Source organism: Hymenobacter telluris (assembly GCF_017313265.1).
Lineage (GTDB): Bacteria > Bacteroidota > Bacteroidia > Cytophagales > Hymenobacteraceae > Hymenobacter > Hymenobacter telluris.
Genome location: NZ_JAFLQZ010000003.1, coordinates 33,963 through 57,843, shown reverse-complemented (window position 1 = coordinate 57,843; position 23,881 = coordinate 33,963). Strand labels below are relative to the sequence as shown.

Below are 23,881 nucleotides of genomic sequence, written 5' to 3'. Positions count from 1 at the left end.
TCAGGGGTAAATATAGTGCCTAGTGCCTAGTGCTTCATGCATAGTTTGGTCTTTAAATAATGACTTGGGTTGTTTAGAGTAACCACTGCTAGCATGTGCAGAACAACCTAAGCACTAAGCACCAAGCACTAAGCACCAAAAAGCTACATCCGCTTCACCGTCAGTACCCGCTCGGTTGCGTCCGTCACTTTAAACCGCTCGTCGGGCCGGAAGCCGATAACCCAAGCAATTTTGCCGTCGGCAGAAACCAGCACAAACACGTTGTCTTTCAGATTGAGCGGCACCTTCTGGTCAATCAGGAAGTCGGACAGCTTTTTCTTGCCTTTCATGCCAATGGGCATAAACCAGTCGCCTTCCTGCCAAGGACGCACAATGAGCGGAAACTTCAGCAGGTCAGCATCCAGCGCAGCCACTGCTTTACCACGCGGAATATCGAGGCCAGCGGCTTCAGCTAGTTCCAGGCGCAGGTGCAAACCGTCAATTTTCAGCACCTCTTGGCCGGCCTGAATCTGGTGGGTGCCGAACTTGGTGACAATTTTCCGAGTGATAACCAGTTGCTCCCGGTCTTTTACCAGCCGGTGCGTCGGCGACTCGAAGCGGCGGCCCGGCTCGGCAAGGAAGGCCGCTACAATGTCCTTTACCACCGGAAAGCTGAACCCAAACGGCCGCAGTAACTCGTGCAGCACCAGCGTAGTAGCGGCTGTGCGTTGCAGCGTGGCAATGTTCAGGTACGTTGCGTCGGCCTCGGTACGCTGGGCTTCGGCGGCGGTATCAGCCACGTAGCGCCGCACAATTTCCTCGGCGCCACCCACCCGCTCGGCCGTGAACTGTAAGGTCTGGTCAAGGTTGGGGTTGATGTCGCGCAGCACCGGCAGCACCTCCTGGCGCAGGCGGTTGCGCTGGTACACCGGGCTGTCGTTGGAGGCATCTTCGCGCCAGATCAGGTGGTTTTCCACCAGGTACTCGAATAGCTCCGGCTTGCCGATTCCCAGCAAGGGGCGCACCAGGTAGCCGTTTTTGGGCGGAATGCCGTGCAAGCCCGCCAGGCCGGTGCCGTGGGTGAGGTTGAGCAGCATGGTTTCGGCGGCGTCGCGCTGGTGGTGGGCGGTGGCAATGTAGGCCAGGTTTTGGGTCTGGCGCAGCCGCTCAAACCACTCGTAGCGCAGCGCCCGGGCGGCCATCTGGGTGGAAATGCCTTCCTGCTCGGCAAAGGCTTTGGTCTGGAAGAACTCCGCGAAGTAGGGAACTTCGTATTTCTTAGCCAGCTTGCGCACAAACTGCTCGTCGGCATCTGCTTCTTCGCCGCGCAGCCCGAAATGGCAGTGGGCCACGGCAAACGGCACGCCTAACCGGTGCAGCACATCGGCCAGCACCACCGAGTCCTGGCCGCCGCTCACGGCTACCAGCAGCGGGTCATCGGTGAGTGAAAAAAGCTGATGTTGTTCTATGTACTGGCGGACCTGGTCGAGCATACGAATTGGGAATACGAGTGGCAAAAATACAGATGCCGCCTCATTGGGCGTTACGCCTGCGAAGTGAAAGCAAATAGAATAGCAATGATTGACTCACTGGAAATGTTGCCTGCGACTATGCACTTCTCCGCCCGCTGGTTGCGGCACAGCTTCGTTCTGTTGATAGCGCCGCTGCTGCTAGCCAGTTGCGGACCGGCCAGCAAGCCGCTCCCGCGCGACCAGCAGCCGTTGGTAATCGGGCACGCTGGCTCAGGCTTTTTTGCGCCCATCAACCCGTTCAATCCGCTGCCCCCGAGCAGTTTTGCCAGCCTCAAAAAGGCACTGGCCCGCGGGGCCGATGGGGTGGAAGTGGACGTGCAGCTCAGCCAGGATAGCGTGCTGATGCTCTACCACGACCAAACGCTGGAATCGATGACCAACGGCAAAGGCTGCGTGTACGAGCTACCGTCGGCGGAAATCCAAAAGCTGGAGTACCGCGGCGGCTGGTTCTATGACTTGTGGCACGAGGAGCGCCCAATCACGCTGCAACACCTGCTCGACACGCTCAGCAAACGCCCCACGTTGCCCTACCTGCACTTCGACCTGCACGAAACCAACGTTTGCAATGCAGAGCAGCCACTAGCCAAAGCGCCGGCGTTGGCGCGGGCACTGGGCCGGTTGCTGAAGCAATACAACTGGCCGCCAGACCGCCTGCTGGTGCTCACCATCAACCAGTCGTCGTTGACGGCGCTGCGGCAGGCGCTGCCGGGCATACCGCTGGGCCTGGAAATCACCGACGATTTCGACAACCAGCTGCAAGCAGCCAAAGCGGAAAAGGTACAGGCCATCATCGTTCGGAAAGACTTGATAACGCCCGAGCGTACTGCGCAGGCCCACGCGGCCGGCTTGCAGGTGGTGACGTTCGGGGGCCGCGCCTCCGGCACCGTGCAGCGCCTGATTGACTGCCGGCCCGATGCCATTGAGGTTGACAATGTTCCGACCATGTTGTCGTTGCTAGGGCGGTAGCGCGAAGCCTTTGCTTCGCGTATCGTTGCTGACAACCGCGCACGTGCAATTCGTGCAACGATACGCGAAGCAAAGGCTTCGCGCTACCGCGTAACCTGTCGTGCGGTGCGCACCCAGATTTCCTACCTTTGCTCTTAAATGCCTTTCCTTCGATTTCTCTCTCTTATAGTATTGGCTTGGTTGCCGCTGTTTGCCACGGCCCAGCGCAAACCTGCCACCCAGCCCACGCCCGCCAAAGGCCAGCGCATTGAGCTGCTGCCGGGTACCAACGAACTGATTGGGGGCACGTTCAACGGTGTTGAGATTCGTAAGCTGATTGGCAACGTGAGCTTCCGGCAGGGTACTACCTTGCTTTACTGCGACTCGGCCTATCAGTACACCGACAAAAATGCGCTGGAAGCTTTCAGCAACGTGCGCATCATCCAGAACGACACCATCACGATTACCGGCGACCGGGCCACCTACGACGGCGACACCCGCAAGGCCCGCATGATTGGCAACGTGACCATGCGCGACCCGCGCATGACGCTCACCACCAAGCTGCTTGATTACGACCTCAACAACAACCTGGCCTACTACAGCACCGGCGGCCATATCGTGGACCCCGAGAATACGCTGGATAGCCAGTATGGCTACTATAATACCACCAGCAAAATCTTCAGCTTCAAGCGCAACGTGAAGGTGCTCACCAAAGACAACACCATCGACACCGACACGCTGCAATACAATACCATATCGAAGGTGGCGTATTTCTTCGGCCCAACGCACCTCACCGACAAGCAGAACCAGACGCTGTACGCCGAAAACGGGGTGCACAACACCATCACCGGCAAGTCAGTATTCCAGAAGAACGCCAAGGTGGAAACGCCCAATTACCTGCTCACCGGTGACAAGCTGATCTACGACCAAATAACGAAATACGGCGTAGCCACCGGCCACGTCTCCATGACCTCGAAGAAAGACAACGTAGTAATCAGGGGGGACGTGGGGCGGTATTGGCGGCTGCTGGGGCGGGTGAAGGTGTACGGGGCGCCGGTGATGCGCAACATCTCCGGCAAAGACACGCTGTATCTGGCCGCCGACACGCTCATCAGCCAGGAAGGCAAGGCGCCGCTCAACAACGCCGGCGTCATCTACGCCTTCCCGAAAACCAAGATTTTCCGCACCGATTTGCAGGGCCGTTGCGACTCGCTCACCTACAACCGGTTGGATTCCATCATTTACCTCAACAAGCGGCCCATCCTTTGGAACAACAAAAACCAGCTCACCGCCGACAGCATGGAAATCCGGCAGCGCAAGGGCAAAGTGGACCAGATGCGCCTGTACGCCAACTCGTTTATCATCGGGCAAGACACGCTGCTGAACTTCAACCAGGTGAAGGGCCGCCGCATGATTGCCTACTTCCAAAACAACTCGATAAAAAAAGTTGACGTGCTTGGCAACGCCGAGAGCCTCTACTATGCTCTTGAAGGTGATACGGCGGTGAGCGGCATGAACAAAGCCCTATCGGCCACGATGGTGCTGCGCTTTGCCGAAAGCAAGCTGCAAACCATCAGCTTCCTGACCAACCCCGACGCCAGTTTTATCCCGCCGCATGAGCTGAAACCTGAAGACGAGAAGCTAAAAGATTTCAGCTGGCGGCCCACGGAACGTCCCACCCGCCGGGCGGTGTTAGGCAGGCACTTTGCCTTACCCGTGAAGGCCAAGCCGAAAGCCCGGCCGAAATCGAAAACGAAAACCAAGGCCGCCCCTAAAACCAGTTCGAAGGCAAAAGCCAAGTCCAGTGTCAAGCCAGCCACCGGCACCCAAACTCCGAAGACTGCCGCGCCGAAGCCTCCAGTGAAAAAATAGCGGTTTGCTGGGGCTGCGGCCAGTAAGCTACAATTGCCAATCATCAATCAACCAGTGATTCGGGCAGAATCCGTTACCTTTGCGCCCCTTATGCAATCATTTCGCCCAACCCTTTTTGTTCTTCTGCTTAGTGCGTTGCTTTTCGGCTCCTGCACCGGCTACCAAAAGCTGCTGAAGAGCGGCGACGTGAACAAGAAGTACGAAGCTGCCATCAAGTACTACGATAAAGGCGACTTCTTTAAAGCGGGTACCCTCCTCGAAGATTTGGTGCCCCTGCTCAAAGGTCGCCCGGAAGCGGAAAAAGCGCAGTTCTACTTCGCCAACACCAACTTCCGCCAGCGCAACTATACGCTGAGTGCTTACTATTTCAAATCCTTCGCCGATACTTACCCGAACTCGGCGTACACCGAAGAAGCTTCGTTTCTGCAAGCCAAGTCGCTGTTCCGCGATTCGCCGGAGTACGAGCTAGACCAAACCAACACGTATTCGGCGCTGGAAACCATTCAGGAATTCCTGAACCGCTACCCCGAAAGCAAGTTCCGGCCCGAGGCTGAGGGCATGTCGCAGGAGTTGCAAAAGAAACTGGAGAACAAGGCCTACCAAGGCGCCAAGCTCTACTACAGCTTGCGTTATTATCAGTCGGCGGTGGTGGCCCTTACCACGTTTCAGCAGCAGTTTCCCGCTTCCGCGTTCAACGAAGAAGCCGAGTACCTGAAAGTGAGTGCGCAGTACGACCTCGCCCGCGAAAGTGTGGAAGAAAAGCAGCGCGAGCGGTATTTGGATGTCGTGGCGTTCTATCAGCATTTTGTGGATACCTTCCCGCAGAGCCGCAACCTGAAAGACGCCGAGCGGATGTACACCGACGCCACAGCGCAGATAGCCAAGCTCAAACCCAAGGACGCGGCTGCAAATTAATTTTCAATGGCTGAATTGTTTGATTGTTAAATAGCTGACTTTATTAAACAGCCATTCAGAACAACCAACAATTAAGCAATTCAACAATTTAACCATTCACATCATGAAAACCCCCAGCAACCTGTCTGCTTCCATCGTGACCCGCAACATGTCGGAACTTGCCAACGACACGGGTAACGTATATGAGTCTATTGCCATCATCTCGAAGCGCGCCAACCAGCTGGCCCTCAAGCTGAAAGAGGAGCTGAACGGCAAGCTGGCCGAGTTTGCTACCACGGTTGACAACCTGGAGGAGGTGTTTGAGAACCGGGAGCAAATCGAAATCAGCAAGCACTACGAGCGGCTGCCCAAGCCCACCAACCTCGCCATTGAGGAGTTCCTGGAAGGCAAAGTGTACTACCGTACACCTGAAGAAGAAGCTCCTGCTGCTCCGAAAGCTGAGTAGTACCTATCAGTCATAAGTGAAGACCGTCATGCTGAGCTTGCCGAAGCATCTCTGCCGCTTTGTTCGTACAGGACGTTCGGTAGAGATGCTTCGGCAAGCTCAGCATGACGGCCTTTTTGTTTACTATTTATAAACCAGGGCAATGCCTTCAGCACTACAAGGCCGTAAAGTACTACTGGGCGTGTGTGGGAGCATAGCCGCCTATAAAGCCGCGCCGCTGGTACGGTTGCTGGTGAAAGCCGGCGCCGAAGTGCAGGTTATTCTAACCACTTCGGGCGCTGCTTTTGTTACGCCGCTCACGCTGGGCACACTGTCTAAGCGGCCAGTGCTGCAAGGGTTTTTGAAGGACGAGCAGGCCGGCGAATGGCACAACCACGTGCATCTGGGTTTGTGGGCCGACGTGCTGCTGGTAGCTCCAGCCTCGGCCAATACGCTGGCCCACTTTGCCAACGGCTTCTGCGAGTCGTTGCTGGATGCCGTGTACCTCTCAGCCCGTTGCCCCGTGGTGCTGGCCCCGGCCATGGACCTGGATATGTACGCCCACCCCGCTACTACCGCCAACCTGGTCCGCCTTCGTTCTTATGGCAACACCGTGTTGGAGTCGCCGGCCGGCGAGCTGGCCAGTGGCCTTTCCGGGCCGGGGCGCATGCTGGAGCCCGAGGAGATAGTAGCGGCGTTGGGAGAATTAAGAATTATGAATTAAAAATTATGAATAGGCTGCTATCAATGTGTTTTAGCTCATAATGCTTTGTAGGCGAAGTCGCTGAATGATTACTCTGAACGTCGGGAGAGAACAGCCCGCAATTCATAATTTTTAATTCTTACTTGCTTTCATGCGCGTTCTTGTCACGGCCGGCCCCACCTACGAACCGCTTGACCCGGTACGGTTTATTGGCAACCATAGCACCGGCAAAATGGGCTACGCGCTGGCTGAGGCCTTTGCGCTAACCGGCGCCGACGTAACGCTCGTCAGCGGCCCCACCAGCCTGCCCGACCCAACCAATTCGCGCATTGCAATCCAGCGCGTGGAAACCGCCGACCAGATGTATGCCGCCGCCGCTGCCGTGGCCCCAGCTGCCGATGTGTGGGTGTTTGCCGCCGCCGTAGCCGATTACAAACCAGCCCACGTAGCGGAAAACAAGATCAAAAAGCAGGGCGACACGCTCACGCTAGAACTGGTCAAGAACGTTGACATTGCCGCCACCCTCGGGAAAAATAAGCGGCCCGAACAATTTTCGGTAGGTTTTGCGTTGGAAACCAACAACGAGGAAGAAAACGCCCGCGAGAAGCTGCACCGCAAAAATTTCAACTTGGTCGTGCTCAATTCTTTGCGCGACGCGGGGGCGGGCTTCCGGGTTGATACCAACAAAGTAACGCTCCTGGATGCGCAGGGCGAAATGATTATCTTTGAAGTGAAGCTGAAAGCCGCTGTGGCCCACGATATTGTTCAAGCTGTTCTTGCCCGCCTGCCCCGTGAAGCGTAATTCTCTGCTGTCGTCTGTTCTGGTTTGCTTGGTTTCCTTGTTCACGGCCCAGTCTGGGCAGGCGCAGGAAATTCAGGCGGAAGTGCGTATCACCACCGAAAACGTCACGATTTCGGATCAGTCGCTGAAGCAGCAAATGCAGAACGATATTCAGGGCTTCCTGAATACCCGCTCGTTCACCAGCCAAACGTACCGCCCCGAGGAACGCATCAAAATGCGCCTCTTCATTGGTATCACCAGCATTCCGCAGAACGGGCAGTACCTGGCTACGGCCCGTATCGTGACCACGCGGCCGGTGTATGGCACTGGCTTCGAAACCAACCTGATGAGTTTCTCAGACCGGAATTTTCTGTTCAATTACTCGCCACAGAACCCCATTGATTTCTCGCAGAACACTTTCGTAGGCAATCTGTCGTCGTTGCTAACTTTCTACGCCTATTTAGCCATCGGCCTCGACCAGGACAGCTTCGCGCGGCTGGGTGGCTCGCCGTACTACGACCAAGCCCGGATTGTACTGCAAAATGCCGCGTCTCAAGCCGTAACCAACGAGGGCGACAAAGGCTGGAAAGACACTGAATCCCGGAACCGGTACTGGCTGCTCAATAACCTGCAAGACCCGCAGCTGGAAGCCTTGCGCACGGGCAGCTACGCCTACTACCGGCAGGGGCTGGACGTGTTCATCGAAAAGCCCGATGCAGCTCGTACCAGCATCTTCTCGGCGTTGCAGGGCGTGCAAGCTGCGGCCGTACGCCGGCCTGGTACGCTACTAGCGCGGGCCTTTTTCGACACCAAAGCCGACGAAATTGCTAACATCTTCCGTAGCAGCACTGATCAGCAGCAGAAACAGAATCTCACTAACCTACTTACGGAGGTTGACCCCACCAATTCGGCCAAATACCAGGCCATGCTGAAGTAGCCGAAGTGCTTTGCGCGCTTGGGATGGCAATTTGGCTGTTCATAAAAACTTGATGCGAAAATAGTTGGCATAAGCCTAAAGTAATTAGTAGGTTTGTAAAACCCGTCTTGTCTGGCTAGTAGCCGGCGGGGCGGGTTTCTTCTTTGTCAGCTACGGCCGGTGCCGGCCTTCATTCCTTTATATGCTGGTTGATCTTCGCATCCGCAATTACGCTCTGATTGAGCAGCTGGAGCTGCGGCCCTCAGCGCTCCTCAACATTATTACCGGCGAAACCGGCGCCGGTAAGTCCATTATGCTCGGCGCCATCGGGCTTCTGCTCGGTAACCGCGCCGACTCACGCATGCTTTTCGACACCGAGAAGAAATGCGTGATTGAAGGCCAGTTCGACATTAGCAGCTACCAGCTCCAGGACATCTTCGAGTCCGAAGACCTCGACTACGACACCCAGTGCATTCTGCGCCGCGAGATTAGTCCGGCGGGCAAAAGCCGGGCCTTCGTGAACGACACGCCCGTGACGCTGGAAACGCTGCGGCACATCGGGGCCAACCTGATGGATATCCACTCGCAGCACGACACGCTACTCCTCGGCGACGCGGTATTTCAGCTGAACCTGTTGGATTTGTACGCCGGCTTGGTGCCCACGCGGGGCCAGTACAGCAGCGCCTACCGCCAATACCGCAAGCTGGAAGCCGATTTGAAATCGGTGGAAAACCAGGTGGCCCAGGCCAACAAGGAACTAGACTACCACAGCTTTCTGCTGAACGAGCTGGAAGAGGCCCGCCTCGACAACGAGCAGCAAGACGAACTGGAGCAGGAAGTGAAACAGCTGGAACACGCCGAGGAAATCAAGTTCAAGCTCACGCACGCGCTGCACAGCCTCAGTGAAGGCGAGTATTGCGCCACTAGCAGCCTCAAGGAAGCCGCCACGTTGCTGGGCCAGATTGCGCCCTACGCCGACGTGTTCGGCGACTTGAAAGCCCGGCTCGACAGCTGCCTCATTGAGCTGCACGATATTGCTGCCGAGGCCGAAGCTGCCGAGCGCCGCACCGAAGGCGACCCGGCCCGCATTGATGAGTTGCAGAGCCGCCTCAACGTTATCTACAACCTCCAACGCAAGCACCAAGTGCGCGACATTGTGGCCCTGCTGAACCTGCGCGACGAACTGCGCGACAAAGTGGGCTCGGTGCTGAACCTAGATAAGCAGATTTCGCGCCTGCGCCGCGACGCTGATGCTGCCTTGGCTACCGTTACCAAGCTGGCCACGCGCCTGTCGGAAGCTCGCCGCAAGAGCTTCCCGAAGTTTGAAAAGGAACTGGTGGCGCTGCTAGCCGACCTGGGCATGCCCAACTCGCGGCTGGTAGTGCAGCACCAGACCGGCGCCCCCAGCACCAGCGGCATCGACATTATCAGCATCCTGTTCACGGCCAACAAGGGCGCTCAGCCCCAAACCCTGAGCAAAGCAGCGTCGGGCGGTGAATTCTCACGGTTGATGCTGTGCATCAAGTACATGCTGGCCGACAAAACTGCCTTGCCGACGATAGTATTCGACGAAATAGACACTGGTATCAGCGGGGAAATTGCGGTGAAAGTGGGCCGTATGATGCAGCAGATGGCTCAAAAGCACCAACTCATTGCCATTTCGCACCTGCCGCAGATGGCCGCCGCCGGCGACGCGCACTACTTCGTGTACAAGCAGGACCGCGCCGACCGTACCGTGAGCTGTATCCGGCAGCTGAACCTGGAGGAGCGCATCAGCGAAATTGCCCACATGATTGCCGGCGCCAACCCCAGCCAGCACGCCTTCCAGAGTGCCCGCGAACTGCTGGCTATGCGCGGCGAAGAATTGGTGGGGTAGGTTGGTTTGTAGTTTTTGGTTTTTGGTGGGTGGTTATTCGTAAACTTGGGCTACGAAACCGGAGTCCTCGCGTACAGCCTGCGCTTAACGCTGGTCGTGACCGACCAAAAACCAAAAACAAACAACCAAAAACCACATGGCAAATTTACTAGCTGGCAAGGTCGGCATCATTTCTGGTGCGCTCAACGAAGAATCCATTGCCTGGAAAGTGGCCCTGAAAGCCCACGCTGAAGGCGCCCGCTTCGTGCTCACCAACGCCCCACTGGCTATGCGCATGGGCGAAATCAACAAGCTGTCGGAGCAGTGCAACGCGCCCATCATCCCGGCCGATGCCACTTCGATGGAGGATTTGGAGAAGCTCTTCAGCGGGGCGCAGGAGCAATTGGGCGGTAAGCTCGATTTCGTGCTGCACAGCATTGGCATGAGTGCCAACATCCGTAAAGGCAAGCACTACGGTGAGCTGAACTACGAGTGGTACCAGAAAACGCTGGACGTGTCGGCGCTGTCGTTCCACAAGATGCTGGCTGTGGCTGAAAAGCAGGACGCCTTCAACGAGTGGGGCTCAGTGGTAGCGCTAAGCTACATTGCCGCCCAGCGCGCCTTCCTCGACTACACCGATATGTCGCAGGCCAAAGCGGTGCTCGAAAGTATTGCCCGCAGCTACGGCCAGCGCCTCGGTAAGCTCAAGAAAGTGCGCGTAAACACCATCAGCCAGTCGCCCACCAAAACCACGGCGGGCACCGGCATCAGCGGCTTCGATGCGTTTTACGAGTACGCCAACCGTCTCTCGCCGCTCGGCAACGCGCCCGCCGAAGCCTGCGCCGACTACTGCGTAAGCTTGTTCTCGGACCTGACCCGCTACGTAACCATGCAGAACCTCATGCACGACGGCGGCTTCAGCACCACCGGCATTTCCGAGGAAATAGTGGAACTGATTACGAAAGCCAATTCTTAGATTTTCAACCTCTTGAAAAAAGAAAGCCCGGCCTATATGGCCGGGCTTTCTCTTTTCAATGGATTACTCCCTAAAAATTCAGCTGGGCTTGCAGCCGGAGCAAACCGCCGCGCTGCCAATTGTTGGACAGCTGAAAATCCTCGTAGCGGCGCGACGACAGCGTGTACATCGTTACGAACTCGAAGCTGGGCAGGGGCTGCCATTCCACGCCGAGCTCTGCCTCCCGAACGGTGTAGCTGCGGGCGTCGCGCTCATGCTTCTTGCCGCCGTCGTAATAATGGCCGCGCAGGAAGGGGTAGAATTGGTGCTGGCCCACCTGAAGCTGGTAGTTGAGCAGCACGTAGCCACCGTGCAGGCGTTGCGTTTCAATGCTATCGGTGCGGGGGTTGAATTCCGGGCCGCGCCCCACATTGTATTCAACCTGTACGCCAAAGGGCTGGGGATAAAGCACGAACGTAGCCGCCACGCGCTGGTCGGGGTAGCTTAAATTGGCGCGGTGCTTCACGCCGCTGGAAAGCTGGTCGCGGTTGACCATATACTGCCCGGTGTAGGCTTGCAGGGAAGGCTCGATAATCTGCTTGCCCACCGCTACCGGATACGTAACGCGCGCCACCACGTGGCGCTGGTTGTTCAGCTCGGGCCGGTTGGCGGTTTGGCCATTGAACGCGCCAATACCAACCACGCCATAGTCGCCGGAACCTTTCAGGCCATCTTTCACCAGCTTACTGAACAGCTGCCGGGTGGCAGTAGGCGCCCAATATAGAAAGGCCCCTAGGTCCCGCTCGTTGGAAAAGGCGCTGTTGATACCGTCGCTACGGTCGAGCGCCAGGCGGTTTTGGCTGGACTGCATGTTCTCGAACCCGAACGGAATCTTGCTTTGGCCGACCCGCACCCGAAACTGGCTGGCTTTATCGAGGCCCACATCCAGATAGGCGTCGCGGAGCAAGGCCACGTGCTGGGTGGTGTTGCCGCTGAGGGTGCTGGCAAAATCAGGCTGGAGGTAGAAGTAGATGCGGTTGTGCAGCTGCCCGAAGAAAATCACTCGAATCCGCCGCAACGAAAAGCCACCGTTGTTGCCCCACGACCGGTCGCACTGCTCACACGTCAGGTTGGGGTTGGTTTCAAGTAGCCGGTTGTAGCGGGCCTGCACGTACCCCCGGATGGACACCGATTGGTACCACTGCTTGGCTGGAACCGGCTCCGAGGAAACGGCTTCCGTGGCCTGCCCAAAGGCCCGGCCCGCGCCTAATAGCAGCAGACTGATTAACAGTTTCTTCATGAAATAATAACGTTGGCGCAAAGTGCGGCATCAGTTGTTATTTCAATGTGTCCAATACATTACCGGAATGTTATCAATCGGAATGGTTAGGTATAAGAGGCATCGTGGCTATACATAAAAAAGCTCTGCGAACTACCACGTAGTGTCGCAGAGCTTGAGGCAGGTTTTCCGAATTGTTGGCCGGTGCACGCAGGCTTACTCGGCGGTTTCCTCTACTGTATCGGGCTGGGTGGTGGCCGCATAGGAATCGGCGTATTTGAAATCGTCGAGCCAATAAGCTGAACTCACGACATCAAACACCACGCTGCTGTCCGTCTTTTTCACGGGGCTCAGCTGCCACACAATGCTGGCCGCTTCGGGGAAGCTGGTGCCATCAAGCTGCTCGTGAAACAGGCGTTTGAGCAACGTATTATCAGGCATGCCTTGGGCCAGCAAGCGCAGGAGCGGGGCTTCCGGCTGCGTATCGAAGATGGTGAGGTCTTCCGCGTTTTCGGCGGTAAGCTGCACCTGAAACTGCACCGCTTCGGCCCGCGGAAATTTGCCGTTGTAGGCTTCATAAAGCAGCTGGGTGGCTTTGTAGAAACCTTCGTGCTGGCTTAGCTCGGGGTTTTCTTCCCACAGTTTTTCCGTCAGCATCTGGTGCGCCAAGTTTTCGATTTGGCCAGTGGTAAGCTGTTCGGCAAACAGATGGCCCAGTACCAACTGGGCTGCCTCGGCCGGCTCCAAGTCGGTGAGCGACATCAGGGCCATGGCTTTCAGCTCGGCCGGCTCTATTTCGTCGGGGTTGTCGTAGCCGGTTTCCGTGAGCAGGGCTTTGTAGTCCTGGGGCTGCCAGGAGTTGGGTAGCTCGGTCAGTGCATCGAAGGAAAGGCGCTCTACAGTGAAGTTCTTCATGAGGTGGGTAGCTAGTGGCAGGCCACGCGTGACCCGTAGCGGCGGAAAGTCCGCGCTATGCCTGTTGTTTACGGCTGAGTTTGATAAGCGCCTACGCTTTGCGCGAATAAAGCGCATCATCCCTTCGCAAGGCCCGTCTTGACACTTACATTAGCCCTCCGGATTGCTTGGTGTTATTTCAGAGCCAACTGGCTCGTTGCCATACAGCATAGCCTGATACCAAGCTGGCCGAGCATTGCACGGCGCATCGGTAACGAAGGCCTCCAGCCGCTGTTGCGTAATCGTTTGGTTGTCCCAGTAGAACGGCAGGGGCATTTCGTGGCAATTCAGGGTGGCATCTGACTGCGCGCTGAGCCAAGCGACAAACGCAGACTGGTCGGGGAAGTCAACTATGAAAGCCTCCCGGTTTTCCAGCGTGTTCCAGTCCCGCAACCGGCCGTCCCATACTTCGCCATAAAAAAACTGGCCGCCAACACATTCCAGCCCCATGCCGCAATAGTCACGGTGGTAAGCGGCCAGCGTCCGGCCCGTCTGCAAGGCGGCAGCTACCTGTTCGGCCAGCATCCGGGAGTACAACTGCTTTTTACCTAATGCCATCGGGCTCAGCGGCCTTTAATACCTGGGTAAAGCTCCTGCACAACGTCACTCTGCACGAACTCCTTGGTGCGTACATTCATCATGCTGAGGCGACCCTGGAAGCCCGCGCCCTGGTCGAGGTTCCATACGTTGGCACGCTGGCAGGGTATTTCGTTTTCCAGCCAAGTAGACGTGTGGCCGATAAAGCACTCCTCGTAGCCCACAGCCGCCAGATGCTCCCGCCACAGGGTCCGGCTCCAAATCAGGTCTTCGGGGGCCTGCTCGGTGATAGGCAGCATGGGGTCGTAGCTGGCATGCACGTAGAGGTTGCCCGATTCATCTTCAAAATAAGGAAGCTGCTTGCCGAAAAAGTCGTGGAAATGTCGTTTGCCCACCTCGGCCGGCTGCAGCATATAGGCGTTGAACGTAGCCTTGCCTCCCTGCTTGTACCAGAATTGGTCGAGCGTGGTGCGAGGCAGGCGGTGGAGCAGCCATTCGGCGGCCCACCAGTCATGGTTGCCTTGCAGCCAGATGCTGTTCGGAACACTTAGCAGCAGCTCCACGCACTGCGGCGTTTCCGGCCAGCCGTCGGCCACGTCGCCCAGCTGAATGAGCCGGTCGAGGCCGGGGCGGAAGGGGCTGCGCTCCAGTACCTGCTGGAGTGCCCGAAAAGCACCGTGTATGTCACCAATTACGTAGGTTTCCATACAGGCAGTACGGGCAAAATGCGCCCAGGATGTGCGAAAACCGGCTTGTTTTTGGGTCTATTAGATGGAGGCTTCAGCGGGCGGGCCGTGCGATGCTACGGGCCTCGTTGCCAGAGCTATTGAATCGGGACCAGCATACTGGACTCCTGTACGGCCAACGTGTCGCCGGTACCGATGCGGGCACTGCTGGCTTGGTTGAACTCGTTGAAAAGCAAGCCCGACCGTTCGCTGAAACTGCCAGAAGAACCGGTCCGCTTCAGCCGGTAGTGCAGCCGTGAAATACGCAGATTGTCGCCCTCGACATACCCAACCCGCACCTCTTTGGTTAAATAGGAAAACCCCGTTGCAGTGGGTATCGGAACCAGCGGTGAGGTGTGCTTCAGTAAGCTGTGAATGATGTCGTTGGGGTCGGATATCCGCACCACTAAGGGCGAGTAGCACAGATACTGCCGCCCCGACTTAACCACCGCAAACGGGATAGTGGAAGCGCCAAATAAAACGGTGTCGGGCTTGATAAATCGCACGGATTCAGGAGATACCTGCGTGCTGGGCAGAACTGTGAAGGGAACACCTGCTCGCTCAATGAAGCGCTTTTTCACTTGCTTGTCGGTGATTTCCCGGCCGGCAGTGAATACCCACTGCCGCACTTCGCTGTCTGGTTTGGCTTCTTCGTCCTTGCGGCAAGACCAGCAGCCGAGGAGCACTGTTGAAAACACTAACGTGCGGTATATGTACGGCATAGCGGTGTAAGATTCGGAATAGAAATACAAGGCATAAAAGGTACTGTAATCCCCCGGTAAACCTACCACATTGGCGAAACAGCTGTAGCCGGGCTTCAGCGGGTGGGCCGTGCGATGTTACGGGCCTGAAAAAACGCCTCCACTTTGCGGTTGAATTCGTCGGCGTACTCGTGCAGGGTGGCGTGGCCGCTGTTGGGCACTATCCAGAGCCAGGCGCGGGGTAGGTTCTGGTAGATGGCCACGGTGTGCTCGGGGCGGATAACGTCCCGGTCGCCGGCAATAATGAATGCCGGCGCTTTCACGCCGGCCAGCGCTGTAAGGGGTATGTGGGGGTGCCGCCAATCCAGCAGGAATACCTTCCAGTCGTTGCGGCGGGTGGGGTCGGTGAAGGTTTGGGTGCGGCCTTCCTGGTAGCCGCGCTTCATCTGCTGCCACAGTTCCGGCATCAGGGCCGTGGAATCGGGCCAGAGGTTGGCACCGGTGGCCGCCAAGCGCTTCACTTTTTCGGGGTGGCGCAGGGCCAGTACCAGGGCCGTAATGCCTCCGTCGCTCCACCCCAGCACGTACGCCGAATCCAGGCGCAATTGGGTGAGCAGGGCGGCGCAGTCGTCGGCCAGCTGCTCGAAGCTCAGCGAATCGGTGCGGTCCACGGATTTGCCGTGGGCGCGGCTGTCGAGGGCAATAACGCGGTATTTCCTGGCGAAGTAGGGAATGGTTTTCGCGAATTCCTTGCTGCTGCCGCCGTTGCCGTGTAGCAGCAGCAGGGGCGGGCCCGCGCCGTAGGTTTCGTAGTACAGCTTCACGCCCCGCACCTGGGCATACTTACCGGCGGCGGGGTTGTTGCCGTACGGTACAGGCTGTTGGGCCAGCGCAGAATGGCCAAGCAATAGCAGCAGCGCAAAAAGCAAGGAGCGGAACATAAGCCAAACCTAAACCTAATGGTAAGTGAAACCCGTTGAACTGAGCGAACTGGAAAAAGAAAACGCCCTTATTTCTTTTGAAGATACAGCAAGGTAGATTGATTGGACGGGCCGTATTTATCGTTGATTAGGAAATAGCCACCCCGGTAGGCTGCCAGCCCTTCCCAGTTGTAGAGCATGTATTCCTTGGGCAACTCAAACAACGGTTTCCAGCTGATTCTGCCGTGTTTGTACCGTAGGCTAATTAGCCGGCAGTAGTTCTGGTAACCAGCTTCTGAGCGCACAAACTTAGTGTTGGGGTCGGTGGGGGCGGGGCGGTACACGCTGTCGTCGGGGCCGCTGAAAAAGTAGTTGATGCCGATGAAGCGGTTTTTGCCGGTGGGCACCATATCCGTCACGCGGAAAGGCAGGCGCTTTATGGGCACGTACTGCGGAATATCGGGCGCCGTTTCGGCAGTAGGCAGGGTGAAGGCGTAATTGTCGTGCGCGAAATAGTTGTGCTCGTAGAGCAGCAGCAGGTTCTGGCCGTAGCTCGCCATGGCCTCGAACCCGGCATTGTAGATGTGCGTGCCGTTGGTAAGGGTAGGCTTGGCCAGCGGTACCAAGTAGTGCGTATCGAGCGTGATGGTGTTACGGGCATCATCAATCGGGCCCTTCAGCACATAGCAATACGCCGACGACGTAGCCGTTTCAACCGAGAAATACGCCACGTTGCCCAGTACCGTCAGGGCTTCCAGGCCTTCGTAGTGCTGGCCGGTGCTATCAATGCGGGCCCGCAGCTTATCGAGGTTGCGAAGCAGGTACTTTTTGTAGGGTAGCTCGGTGGTTTGCTGCGTGGCAAGCTGGGCGTCGAGGCTGGTGAAATCCAGGGCATACACTTTGGCTTCGGCGTTTTCCTGCAAGCGGCTTTCTGAGAGCAGCAGCAGCTGGTTGCCATACCGGCACAACCCTGAGAACTGGTTGTCGCGGTCGGCAATTTCCGCCGGCAGGTTAATGGCACGAGCCGTAAAGGCGGATTTTTGGGCGCTGGCGAGGGTGGCAGATAGTGCCAGTAGTAGGAGCAGAAGTTGTTTCAAACAGAAGTTCAATTGGCGAGGAAAAGGAAGCAGGTTGCGTCGGCAGCGGCTACGTGCAAAGGTCGCCATAGCTGGCTTGAATCACAGGCCTTACTGCTTCGGTAATGCCAGACAGCCAGAAAATATACTAGGCGCTGAACAACTGCTGTGGACTGTCAAAAGCGTTCTGCCCGCTGGAAGCAGGCTGGTTGTAGTATTATTTCACTACTTCCATACTTATAATAGTCAAGCTTGCCCGCGCCGGATTTACATGGTGTAGTCGTAAAGTGGTCGTTTGCCGCTGAATAAGAATGCTTAATTTTGTTAGATAGCCAAGAAGCCTCGCCTTCCCCGACCTTACGATAACATGATTAAAGCTTTTCTGGTAGCAGCTATAACGGCGGTTGTATTATTTGGGTGTGCTCCTGCCTGGGCGCAAGGCCATATCGTGAAAATTAAGCTCAATGATGGCTCGGCTTCGCTGAACGGCAACCTGCCCAAAGACTACACTAACCGCACCTTTATCAAGGGGCTGGCCATGTACCGCAACAAGATTGACGACCTGGCGGGGTGCCTCATTTTGCTGGAAGAGAAGGACAAAGCCAGCATTATTGGGCAGTTTTTGCGGCCCGGTGAGCCGCCGCTGCGTAACGCGGCCCTGGCCGATGTGCTGTACAGCTCCAAAATCAGTACTTCGTTCAAGATGAATGGCAGCTATATGATTGCCTCGGCCGGGGCCTCTACCGGCTCTGTCGTCGAGCTGATTCTTACCGACGTAAACGGCGTGCTGGTACCCGAAACGTCCATTCCCTACCTCGACATCTGCAAGGCCGCGCGCAATGTGGATAAGGAGCTGAAAAAACGCATTTACTACATCCGGTCGGCCAAGCTCACCAGCGTACACAGCCGCGTGTACCAGGAAATCGGCTCCGAGGCGGGCATCAGCGGCACGGTGTTCAGCGCCGGCGGCAAAGTGTACACTTCATCGGACCAGTTCAAAACCGACTACGTGGTGTCCGTTGACCTGATTAGCCTTACCAACCTACTGCTCACCCGCAACTGCGACGGCCTCATCAGCAACAGCGAATTGGCCGTGCGCCAGCAGAACGACCGCGCCCGCCAAGACGCCGACCGCGCCGAGCAGGACCGCCGCAACAAGGAATCGGAGCTGCGCGGAGCCAAATCCGAAGTGGACGACCTGAAGCGCAAAGTGGCCGAGATGCAGCAGACGCTCCGCAAGCAGCAAACCACCTCCGACGAATACAAAGGCCAGATCGAGAACCTGCGCAAAGACCTGGTAAGCGCGCAGCAGCGGGTGAATCAGGTGAATATTGAAATCAAACAGCAGGTGGAAAGCAACAACCGAGTGGTAATGGCCAACTCGGAGCAGCAGAATAAATCGGCTGGTGAGGAGAAGAACAACCTGGTGCAGAAATCCGATGTGGGCGTAATTTCCGAGGTGAAGAATTTATCGGAGGAAGAGGTGAAGAAGATGGGGTTTAAGGAGGTGAAGCAGTGATTTTTGGCGCTGCATATACCGGTTTACGGCTGGTGTAGAGACGCGTATTCGCGTCTGGTCGGCTGTGTCGTCTGCACGATTTCGGTCAACGATAAGACGCGAATACGCGTCTCTACATCGGGGACTACGGTTCGCGAAACCGCTATAAATTGAATAATTGTAATCGGAGTGATGAATGAGAAACAACTAATTGCCCTACTAGCGGAAACGCTTCCTCACTGGAAATTAATGATTGATGAAGCTTCCAACGGAATTTACCGGATTCGACTTACGGACTCATTTGGACGAATAGCGGAAACGAAGGATACAAATTTGACTCAAGGGTTGGCGCAGGTCCGACAGTTTGCGTTGGATATTGAATAGGTCTGGAATGCACCAGAATTAGTAGATGACGCGTTTCGATTACCTTATTCTATCGGTATGCAAGACACGCGTAAATGGTGTTTTAGGCAATGGCCCATCTATTCCTGCTTTCTGCTGCTAGGCCTGTTTTTTGGCCTGTTGTTGTCGAGTAGGATGTGGAACATACTAGAATATCGAATTCTACCCGACGAAATAGTTGTGCAGCCTCCTTTAAGTGGCACTACTTGGTGCTTTCCCAATACAAGTCTACGTGGCGCTGAAGCTGTGCGGGCGGCGCTTGTGGGCAAACTGCACAATAATTCTGCTGCAAAATCATCTGATAGTACGTTAATACAGAATACCATTCGGCAACTCAACGATAGTACCAACTCCTATACTCTAGCGTTGTTGCGGACGAATAAGACACACTATGAAATTGTGTCGCATGGTATCGAAGACGAAGAAATAACACTAGCTACCGAAGAAGGAACTTTCTATTTGCACCAAATTCCAGAGCGGTTCCACGAGAAATATGACAGCCTCGCTGATGCATATTTCAAACACTAATCCAACGGTATACCCCTGTAACCAGATACTACTCAGTAGAAGGAATCACCATCCTACCGCTCCACCACCGTCACCAACTCCTTGCTCTCAAACATCCTGACCGGGGAAATAACCTTCTCGTTCAGCGAAATTCGGTTGCCGTAGCGCTCCTTGAGCTTGGCTTGCACGGCGGGGTGGGTGAGGTCGAATTCGCGGAGGGTTTGCAGCTGGCCAATTGCACGGCCAGTGGCTTGCTGGTACATCTTCCAGAGTAATTCCGAGCAGTAAATCCGGTTGTCGGACCAGCCGAAATACAAGTCGTAGTTTTTGCCGCGGTATTGCCCGCCGGCGGCTTGCAGGCGTTTTAGGGTGGCGGGAGTCAGCACCGTTTCGGCATCACGCAGGCGCTTCACTACAAACTTTCCGTTCTTACCACGGGCAACCCAAGCGGCCAGAGAAGTTTCGCTCACGGGCTGCACGGCTTCAAATACGCGCCACTCGTTGCCGCGCCGGAATAGAATACCGCAGTGGCTGTAAGGCGAGTGAGTAGCGAGTTGGATGGCCCGGCTTTGGGCGGAAGTAGACGTCTGGAAAATTAGGTCGCCGTTGTGGAGCCTGGGGCCAAGGCGCACCACAGCGGCTTCTGCTTCGGCCCTATTGGCCTGCTGAAAGCTAGACAGTCGCTCCATTATCGTTCTGCGCTTCATATAGGGCCTGAACCAATGAAGAAACCCGAACAGCAACAACGGCAACAGGAACAGCAGATATTTCAACTTCATAAGCGGAGCGCGTTGCTTCATTAGCACCGGCACGCTGTTGTGCTGTGTTCTGTGAATCGCACAGGCAAGCTACGCCGAGATGCAGCGTTTTCCTTGGCTATCAGTGGTGTTGCTGCAACTAAATGCCCACTTATTCCAAACTCGTTTTCCTGTTCAGTTCTCTGATAACGACAGAACTACAGGTTACCGCAAAAATTAGCAGCTTCTACACACATCATTTTGTAGCGCTAGCCGTAGCAGGCTGTATATGCAATCGATTCCGGATGGTTGCTATGTACGCTGTTCCTCTTCTGCCTATGCCTTGGTAGCTCTGCCCATTGCGGTTCCTCGTTGCTGCCACCCCGCCCGTCAGGGCGTAGCGTCGGCGGCGTTTGCTGTTCGCTCTGTTGCCTGCCTCATGGCAAGGACCCATCAAATTCCCACCTACTATATGACCCCTCCCTTACCAAACCCCGCCCGTACCGGGCTTTTCCGGCGTGCTGCTTCGTTACCGCTGCCCGGCGTGGCACTCCTCGGTACGCTTAGCCTGGCCGCTCCCCAAACCGCCACAGCAGCCTTGCTCACGCCACCTTACACAACCGCCACCGTTGCCGACATCACCGTCACGGGGCGTGTGCTGGATGAAACCGGCGGTGGCTTGCCCGGCGTGAACGTGGTAGTACGCGGCACCACCAACGGTGCCCAAACCGACCCCGACGGCCGCTTCACCATCACGGCGCCCGACAACGGCACGCTGGTGTTTTCCTACGTGGGCTACACGGCGCAGGAGGTGCCCATCAGTGGCCGGACCACCGTGGATGTTACCCTGGCCCCCGACAGCAAAGCGCTGAGCGAAGTGGTGGTAGTGGGGTACGGCACGCAGAGCAAGCGCGACCTGACCGGCGCCGTGGCGCGGGTGGAAGGCACCGAAATTGTCAATCAGCCGGTGCAAACTGCCACTCAGGCCTTGCAGGGTAAGATTGCCGGCGTGCAAATCACCAACGACGGTACCCCCAACTCGCAACCCGTGGTGCGCATCCGGGGCACGGGTACGCTGCTGGCCGGTGCCAACCCGCTCTACGTGGTGGACGGGGTGCAAACCACCGACATCCGCAACCTGAGCAACGCCGACATTGCCACCATCGACGTGCTGAAAGACGCGTCGGCGGCGGCTATTTACGGGGTGCGCGGGGCCAACGGCGTCATCATCATCACCACCAAACAGGGCAAGCAGGGCAAACCCATACTCAGCTACAGTGGCACCGGCGGCTTCAAGCAGGCGGCCCGCCTCGTAGACATGGCCAACTCCGGCCAATACACCAGCTACCTGCGCGACATTGCTCCCAACCAGGTAATTCCTGATTACGGCAGCACTTCCACCAACTGGTACGACGAGATTCTGCGCCGCAGCACCTTCCAGAACCACAACCTGGCTGTGTCGGGGGCCAGTGAGAGTGTGCGGTATTACTTCTCGGGCAACCTGTTGCAGGATGATGGCATCGTTATCAACAACCGGTTCAAGCGCCTGACGGTGCGCTCCAACACCGCCTTCGACTTGTCGGAGAAAGTGACGATTAGCTCGCAGGCCTCGTTCAGCCACGCCGACACGCGCGACGTGAACCTGGGTGCGGCCTACGGCAATGCCTACCGCGCCGCGCCCATCATTGTGGCCAAGCAGGGCGGGCTGTACGGCAACACCTCGGCGTTTGGCAACGTGGGCAACCCCCTGCTCGACATCGAGAAGAACAACAACCGCTCCCGCGAAAACCGCTTGCAGGGCAACGTGGGCGTGGATGTGAAGCCGGTGAGCGGCCTCACGCTGCGTTCAGCCATCAACGTGGATTTGAACTACAACAACCGCCGCGTCTACAACTATCAGTACCTCAACGACCAGAACACCTTCCTGACGGCGGGTGGCAACCAGCGCAACCAGCGCAGCTCGTTGTCGGTGGAGCAGAACAACAACTACCGCTACCTCTGGGAAAATACGGCCACCTACCAGAAAGTGCTCGGCGAAGACCACAACCTGACTGTGCTGGTGGGCAACGTAGTGGAAGAAGGCCTGAACGACCAGTTTTCGGGCTTGCGGCGCGACGTACCCACCGACCCCAACCAGTGGTACCTCGGCTCCGGCGACCCAAACTCATCTACCAACGGCTCGGCCGCTTCCAAGGACCGGCGCATTTCCTACCTGGGCCGCATCAACTACGCCTTCAAGGACCGCTACCTGTTCACTACCAACCTGCGGCACGATGCCACCTCGCGGTTCAACCGGGACCGGCGCAACGGCTTCTTCCCGTCAGTGGGTTTGGGCTGGGTGATGTCGGATGAGGCGTTTTTGCAGGATAACACCGTGCTGAACTTTCTGAAGTTGCGGGCCAGCGTCGGGCAGCTCGGCAACGACCAGATTCCGGCCGACTCTTACATCACCACGGCCAACACCAACATTCCGTACGTGATAAACGGGCAGCCTGTGCTAGGCGCGACCATCACCCAAATCAAGGACACCGACGTGCGCTGGGAAACCACCACCGAGTACGACGTGGCTGTGGAATTTGGCTTGCTGGATAACCGCCTGACCGGTGAAGTGACCTACTACGACAAGCGCACTTCCGATGCCCTCATTCCGATTAACATTCCTGGCATCCTCGGAGACCCTGACAACCAGCTCATTACAAACGCCGCCGACATCACCAACCGCGGCATTGAAGCGGGCCTGAACTGGCGCACCAGCATTGGCGACAGCCAGGACTGGAGCTACAACATCGGGGTGAATGCCACGTTCAACAAAAACCGCATTGCCAACCTGAACGGTGGGCAGGCCTTGTTCGGCGGTACCAACCTCGTTACACGCTCCGACAACGGCGTGGCGGCCGGCAGCTTCTACCTGCTCGATGCCATTGGCGTGTATCAGTCGGCCGACGAAATTGCCAGCGGCCCCCGCTCCACGTTCAACCCCCAGGTCGGCGACCTGAAATACGCCGATACCGACGGCAACGGCACCGTGGATTTGCGTGACCGGTCGTACTTCGGCTCCTACCAGCCGCCGGTGTATTACGGCATCAACGGCGGGCTGAATTTCCGCAACGTGGACTTCTCGTTCGTGTTTTCGGGCAACCTGCGCAACAAGGTGTACAACGCCAAAAAGCAGCTGCGCACCACCAACACCGACAACGTGGAAGCCAGCTTCGCCAACGACCGGTGGACGGCCAGCAACCCCTCCAACACCAATCCCCGGGCCTTGATGAGCAGCATGCCCAACTCCACGTATTTCCTGGAAAAAGGCGACTTCCTGCGCCTAACCAACGTGGTAATTGGCTACACGATACCCGGCGCCGCGCTAGAGCGGTTGCGCATGACCTCCCTGCGGGTATTCGCCTCGGCCCAGAACCTGTTCACGGTCACCAGCTACACCGGTTTCACGCCGGAGCTGCCCGGCGGCCCCCTAGATTCGGGTATTGAGGCCAGTACGTACCCCACCACCCGCACGATTACGCTGGGGCTGAATGTCAACTTCAAATAAGCAGAACGTCATGCTGAGCGCAGTCGAAGCATCTCGCGTGCTGATGCTGGATTACTAACTCAACGGCAGCACGCGAGATGCTTCGACTGCGCTCAGCATGACGATTCTTCTATTTCAATAGAAA

At 56.9% G+C, this 23,881-nt stretch carries 21 protein-coding genes; 12 read left to right on the top strand and 9 right to left on the bottom strand.

Annotated elements, in window-relative coordinates; all coding sequences use genetic code 11:
• Window positions 1–143: 143 nt before the first annotated feature.
• Window positions 144–1,472 (bottom strand): tRNA lysidine(34) synthetase TilS, encoded by a 1,329-nt coding sequence (gene tilS, locus J0X19_RS05175; RefSeq protein ID WP_206982113.1) that lies wholly within the window; start codon window positions 1,470–1,472, stop codon window positions 144–146.
• Between the two features lie 117 nt (window positions 1,473–1,589).
• On the opposite strand from tilS, the gene J0X19_RS05170 reads away from it, so the two are divergent.
• The 9 genes from J0X19_RS05170 (at window position 1,590) to J0X19_RS05130 (ending at window position 10,898) form a co-directional block, all read left to right on the top strand.
• Window positions 1,590–2,477: a glycerophosphodiester phosphodiesterase gene (locus tag J0X19_RS05170; RefSeq protein ID WP_206982112.1), complete on the top strand. Its 888-nt coding sequence runs from the start codon at window positions 1,590–1,592 to the stop codon at window positions 2,475–2,477.
• A 138-nt stretch (window positions 2,478–2,615) separates the two neighbouring features.
• Window positions 2,616–4,328, top strand: a complete 1,713-nt coding sequence (locus J0X19_RS05165; RefSeq protein WP_206982111.1) for an OstA-like protein — start codon at window positions 2,616–2,618, stop codon at window positions 4,326–4,328.
• 90 nt (window positions 4,329–4,418) lie between these two features.
• Window positions 4,419–5,243 (top strand): outer membrane protein assembly factor BamD, encoded by an 825-nt coding sequence (locus J0X19_RS05160; protein WP_206982110.1) that lies wholly within the window; start codon window positions 4,419–4,421, stop codon window positions 5,241–5,243.
• A 103-nt stretch (window positions 5,244–5,346) separates the two neighbouring features.
• Complete coding sequence (locus tag J0X19_RS05155; protein ID WP_206982104.1) at window positions 5,347–5,688, top strand: DNA-directed RNA polymerase subunit omega; 342 nt, start codon at window positions 5,347–5,349, stop codon at window positions 5,686–5,688.
• A 142-nt stretch (window positions 5,689–5,830) separates the two neighbouring features.
• Window positions 5,831–6,391 carry a flavoprotein gene (locus tag J0X19_RS05150; protein ID WP_206982102.1) on the top strand — a complete coding sequence of 187 codons (561 nt, stop codon included), beginning with the start codon at window positions 5,831–5,833 and terminating at the stop codon, window positions 6,389–6,391.
• A 130-nt stretch (window positions 6,392–6,521) separates the two neighbouring features.
• Window positions 6,522–7,172 carry a phosphopantothenoylcysteine decarboxylase domain-containing protein gene (locus J0X19_RS05145; RefSeq protein WP_206982099.1) on the top strand — a complete coding sequence of 217 codons (651 nt, stop codon included), beginning with the start codon at window positions 6,522–6,524 and terminating at the stop codon, window positions 7,170–7,172.
• A complete protein-coding gene (porD, locus tag J0X19_RS05140) occupies window positions 7,162–8,088 on the top strand; it encodes a type IX secretion system protein PorD (RefSeq protein WP_206982097.1) in 927 nt (308 codons plus the stop codon). Before J0X19_RS05145 ends, porD begins: the two co-directional genes overlap by 11 nt.
• 181 nt (window positions 8,089–8,269) lie before the next feature.
• The gene (recN, locus tag J0X19_RS05135) at window positions 8,270–9,943 is read left to right on the top strand and encodes a DNA repair protein RecN (RefSeq protein ID WP_206982095.1); all 1,674 of its coding nucleotides are present in this window, start codon (window positions 8,270–8,272) and stop codon (window positions 9,941–9,943) included.
• Window positions 9,944–10,079: 136 nt separating this feature from the next.
• Window positions 10,080–10,898 (top strand): enoyl-ACP reductase FabI, encoded by an 819-nt coding sequence (locus J0X19_RS05130; RefSeq protein WP_206982093.1) that lies wholly within the window; start codon window positions 10,080–10,082, stop codon window positions 10,896–10,898.
• A 70-nt stretch (window positions 10,899–10,968) separates the two neighbouring features.
• Here J0X19_RS05130 and J0X19_RS05125 read toward each other — a convergent pair whose 3' ends face one another.
• The 7 genes from J0X19_RS05125 to J0X19_RS05095 all read right to left on the bottom strand — a co-directional run bounded on the left by J0X19_RS05125 (window position 10,969) and on the right by J0X19_RS05095 (window position 17,090).
• A complete protein-coding gene (locus J0X19_RS05125) occupies window positions 10,969–12,177 on the bottom strand; it encodes a porin (RefSeq protein ID WP_206982091.1) in 1,209 nt (402 codons plus the stop codon).
• Window positions 12,178–12,372: 195 nt separating this feature from the next.
• Window positions 12,373–13,071, bottom strand: a complete 699-nt coding sequence (locus J0X19_RS05120; RefSeq protein WP_206982090.1) for a hypothetical protein — start codon at window positions 13,069–13,071, stop codon at window positions 12,373–12,375.
• Between the two features lie 150 nt (window positions 13,072–13,221).
• On the bottom strand, window positions 13,222–13,668 hold the full coding sequence (locus tag J0X19_RS05115; RefSeq protein ID WP_206982088.1) for a hypothetical protein: 447 nt from the start codon (window positions 13,666–13,668) through the stop codon (window positions 13,222–13,224).
• Window positions 13,669–13,673: 5 nt separating this feature from the next.
• Window positions 13,674–14,354: a metallophosphoesterase gene (locus J0X19_RS05110; RefSeq protein WP_206982086.1), complete on the bottom strand. Its 681-nt coding sequence runs from the start codon at window positions 14,352–14,354 to the stop codon at window positions 13,674–13,676.
• 116 nt (window positions 14,355–14,470) lie between these two features.
• Window positions 14,471–15,094, bottom strand: a complete 624-nt coding sequence (locus J0X19_RS05105; RefSeq protein WP_206982084.1) for a hypothetical protein — start codon at window positions 15,092–15,094, stop codon at window positions 14,471–14,473.
• Window positions 15,095–15,189: 95 nt separating this feature from the next.
• A complete protein-coding gene (locus J0X19_RS05100) occupies window positions 15,190–16,014 on the bottom strand; it encodes an alpha/beta fold hydrolase (protein WP_206982082.1) in 825 nt (274 codons plus the stop codon).
• A gap of 68 nt (window positions 16,015–16,082) precedes the next feature.
• Window positions 16,083–17,090 (bottom strand): hypothetical protein, encoded by a 1,008-nt coding sequence (locus tag J0X19_RS05095; protein WP_206982080.1) that lies wholly within the window; start codon window positions 17,088–17,090, stop codon window positions 16,083–16,085.
• A 346-nt stretch (window positions 17,091–17,436) separates the two neighbouring features.
• Here J0X19_RS05095 and J0X19_RS05090 point away from each other — a divergent pair, with 346 nt between their 5' ends.
• Both J0X19_RS05090 and J0X19_RS05085 read left to right on the top strand, forming a co-directional pair.
• Window positions 17,437–18,588: a hypothetical protein gene (locus tag J0X19_RS05090; protein ID WP_206982078.1), complete on the top strand. Its 1,152-nt coding sequence runs from the start codon at window positions 17,437–17,439 to the stop codon at window positions 18,586–18,588.
• 561 nt (window positions 18,589–19,149) lie between these two features.
• Complete coding sequence (locus J0X19_RS05085) at window positions 19,150–19,497, top strand: hypothetical protein (RefSeq protein WP_206982076.1); 348 nt, start codon at window positions 19,150–19,152, stop codon at window positions 19,495–19,497.
• Between the two features lie 53 nt (window positions 19,498–19,550).
• On the opposite strand, the gene J0X19_RS05080 is transcribed toward J0X19_RS05085, so the two are convergent.
• Window positions 19,551–20,165 (bottom strand): YiiX family permuted papain-like enzyme, encoded by a 615-nt coding sequence (locus J0X19_RS05080; protein ID WP_242582102.1) that lies wholly within the window; start codon window positions 20,163–20,165, stop codon window positions 19,551–19,553.
• A gap of 520 nt (window positions 20,166–20,685) precedes the next feature.
• Here J0X19_RS05080 and J0X19_RS05075 point away from each other — a divergent pair.
• Window positions 20,686–23,757, top strand: coding sequence for a SusC/RagA family TonB-linked outer membrane protein (locus J0X19_RS05075; RefSeq protein WP_206982072.1), 3,072 nt, complete (start codon window positions 20,686–20,688; stop codon window positions 23,755–23,757).
• The last annotated feature ends 124 nt before the right edge of the window (window positions 23,758–23,881 follow it).

Coding starts and splice junctions, on each gene's coding strand:
- tilS (WP_206982113.1), bottom strand. CDS start 1,472: ATGCTCGACCAGGTCCGCCAGTACATAGAACAACATCAGCTTTTTTCA.
- J0X19_RS05170 (WP_206982112.1), top strand. CDS start 1,590: ATGCACTTCTCCGCCCGCTGGTTGCGGCACAGCTTCGTTCTGTTGATA.
- J0X19_RS05165 (WP_206982111.1), top strand. CDS start 2,616: ATGCCTTTCCTTCGATTTCTCTCTCTTATAGTATTGGCTTGGTTGCCG.
- J0X19_RS05160 (WP_206982110.1), top strand. CDS start 4,419: ATGCAATCATTTCGCCCAACCCTTTTTGTTCTTCTGCTTAGTGCGTTG.
- J0X19_RS05155 (WP_206982104.1), top strand. CDS start 5,347: ATGAAAACCCCCAGCAACCTGTCTGCTTCCATCGTGACCCGCAACATG.
- J0X19_RS05150 (WP_206982102.1), top strand. CDS start 5,831: ATGCCTTCAGCACTACAAGGCCGTAAAGTACTACTGGGCGTGTGTGGG.
- J0X19_RS05145 (WP_206982099.1), top strand. CDS start 6,522: ATGCGCGTTCTTGTCACGGCCGGCCCCACCTACGAACCGCTTGACCCG.
- recN (WP_206982095.1), top strand. CDS start 8,270: ATGCTGGTTGATCTTCGCATCCGCAATTACGCTCTGATTGAGCAGCTG.
- J0X19_RS05130 (WP_206982093.1), top strand. CDS start 10,080: ATGGCAAATTTACTAGCTGGCAAGGTCGGCATCATTTCTGGTGCGCTC.
- J0X19_RS05125 (WP_206982091.1), bottom strand. CDS start 12,177: ATGAAGAAACTGTTAATCAGTCTGCTGCTATTAGGCGCGGGCCGGGCC.
- J0X19_RS05120 (WP_206982090.1), bottom strand. CDS start 13,071: ATGAAGAACTTCACTGTAGAGCGCCTTTCCTTCGATGCACTGACCGAG.
- J0X19_RS05115 (WP_206982088.1), bottom strand. CDS start 13,668: ATGGCATTAGGTAAAAAGCAGTTGTACTCCCGGATGCTGGCCGAACAG.
- J0X19_RS05110 (WP_206982086.1), bottom strand. CDS start 14,354: ATGGAAACCTACGTAATTGGTGACATACACGGTGCTTTTCGGGCACTC.
- J0X19_RS05105 (WP_206982084.1), bottom strand. CDS start 15,094: ATGCCGTACATATACCGCACGTTAGTGTTTTCAACAGTGCTCCTCGGC.
- J0X19_RS05100 (WP_206982082.1), bottom strand. CDS start 16,014: ATGTTCCGCTCCTTGCTTTTTGCGCTGCTGCTATTGCTTGGCCATTCT.
- J0X19_RS05090 (WP_206982078.1), top strand. CDS start 17,437: ATGATTAAAGCTTTTCTGGTAGCAGCTATAACGGCGGTTGTATTATTT.
- J0X19_RS05080 (WP_242582102.1), bottom strand. CDS start 20,165: ATGGAGCGACTGTCTAGCTTTCAGCAGGCCAATAGGGCCGAAGCAGAA.
- J0X19_RS05075 (WP_206982072.1), top strand. CDS start 20,686: ATGACCCCTCCCTTACCAAACCCCGCCCGTACCGGGCTTTTCCGGCGT.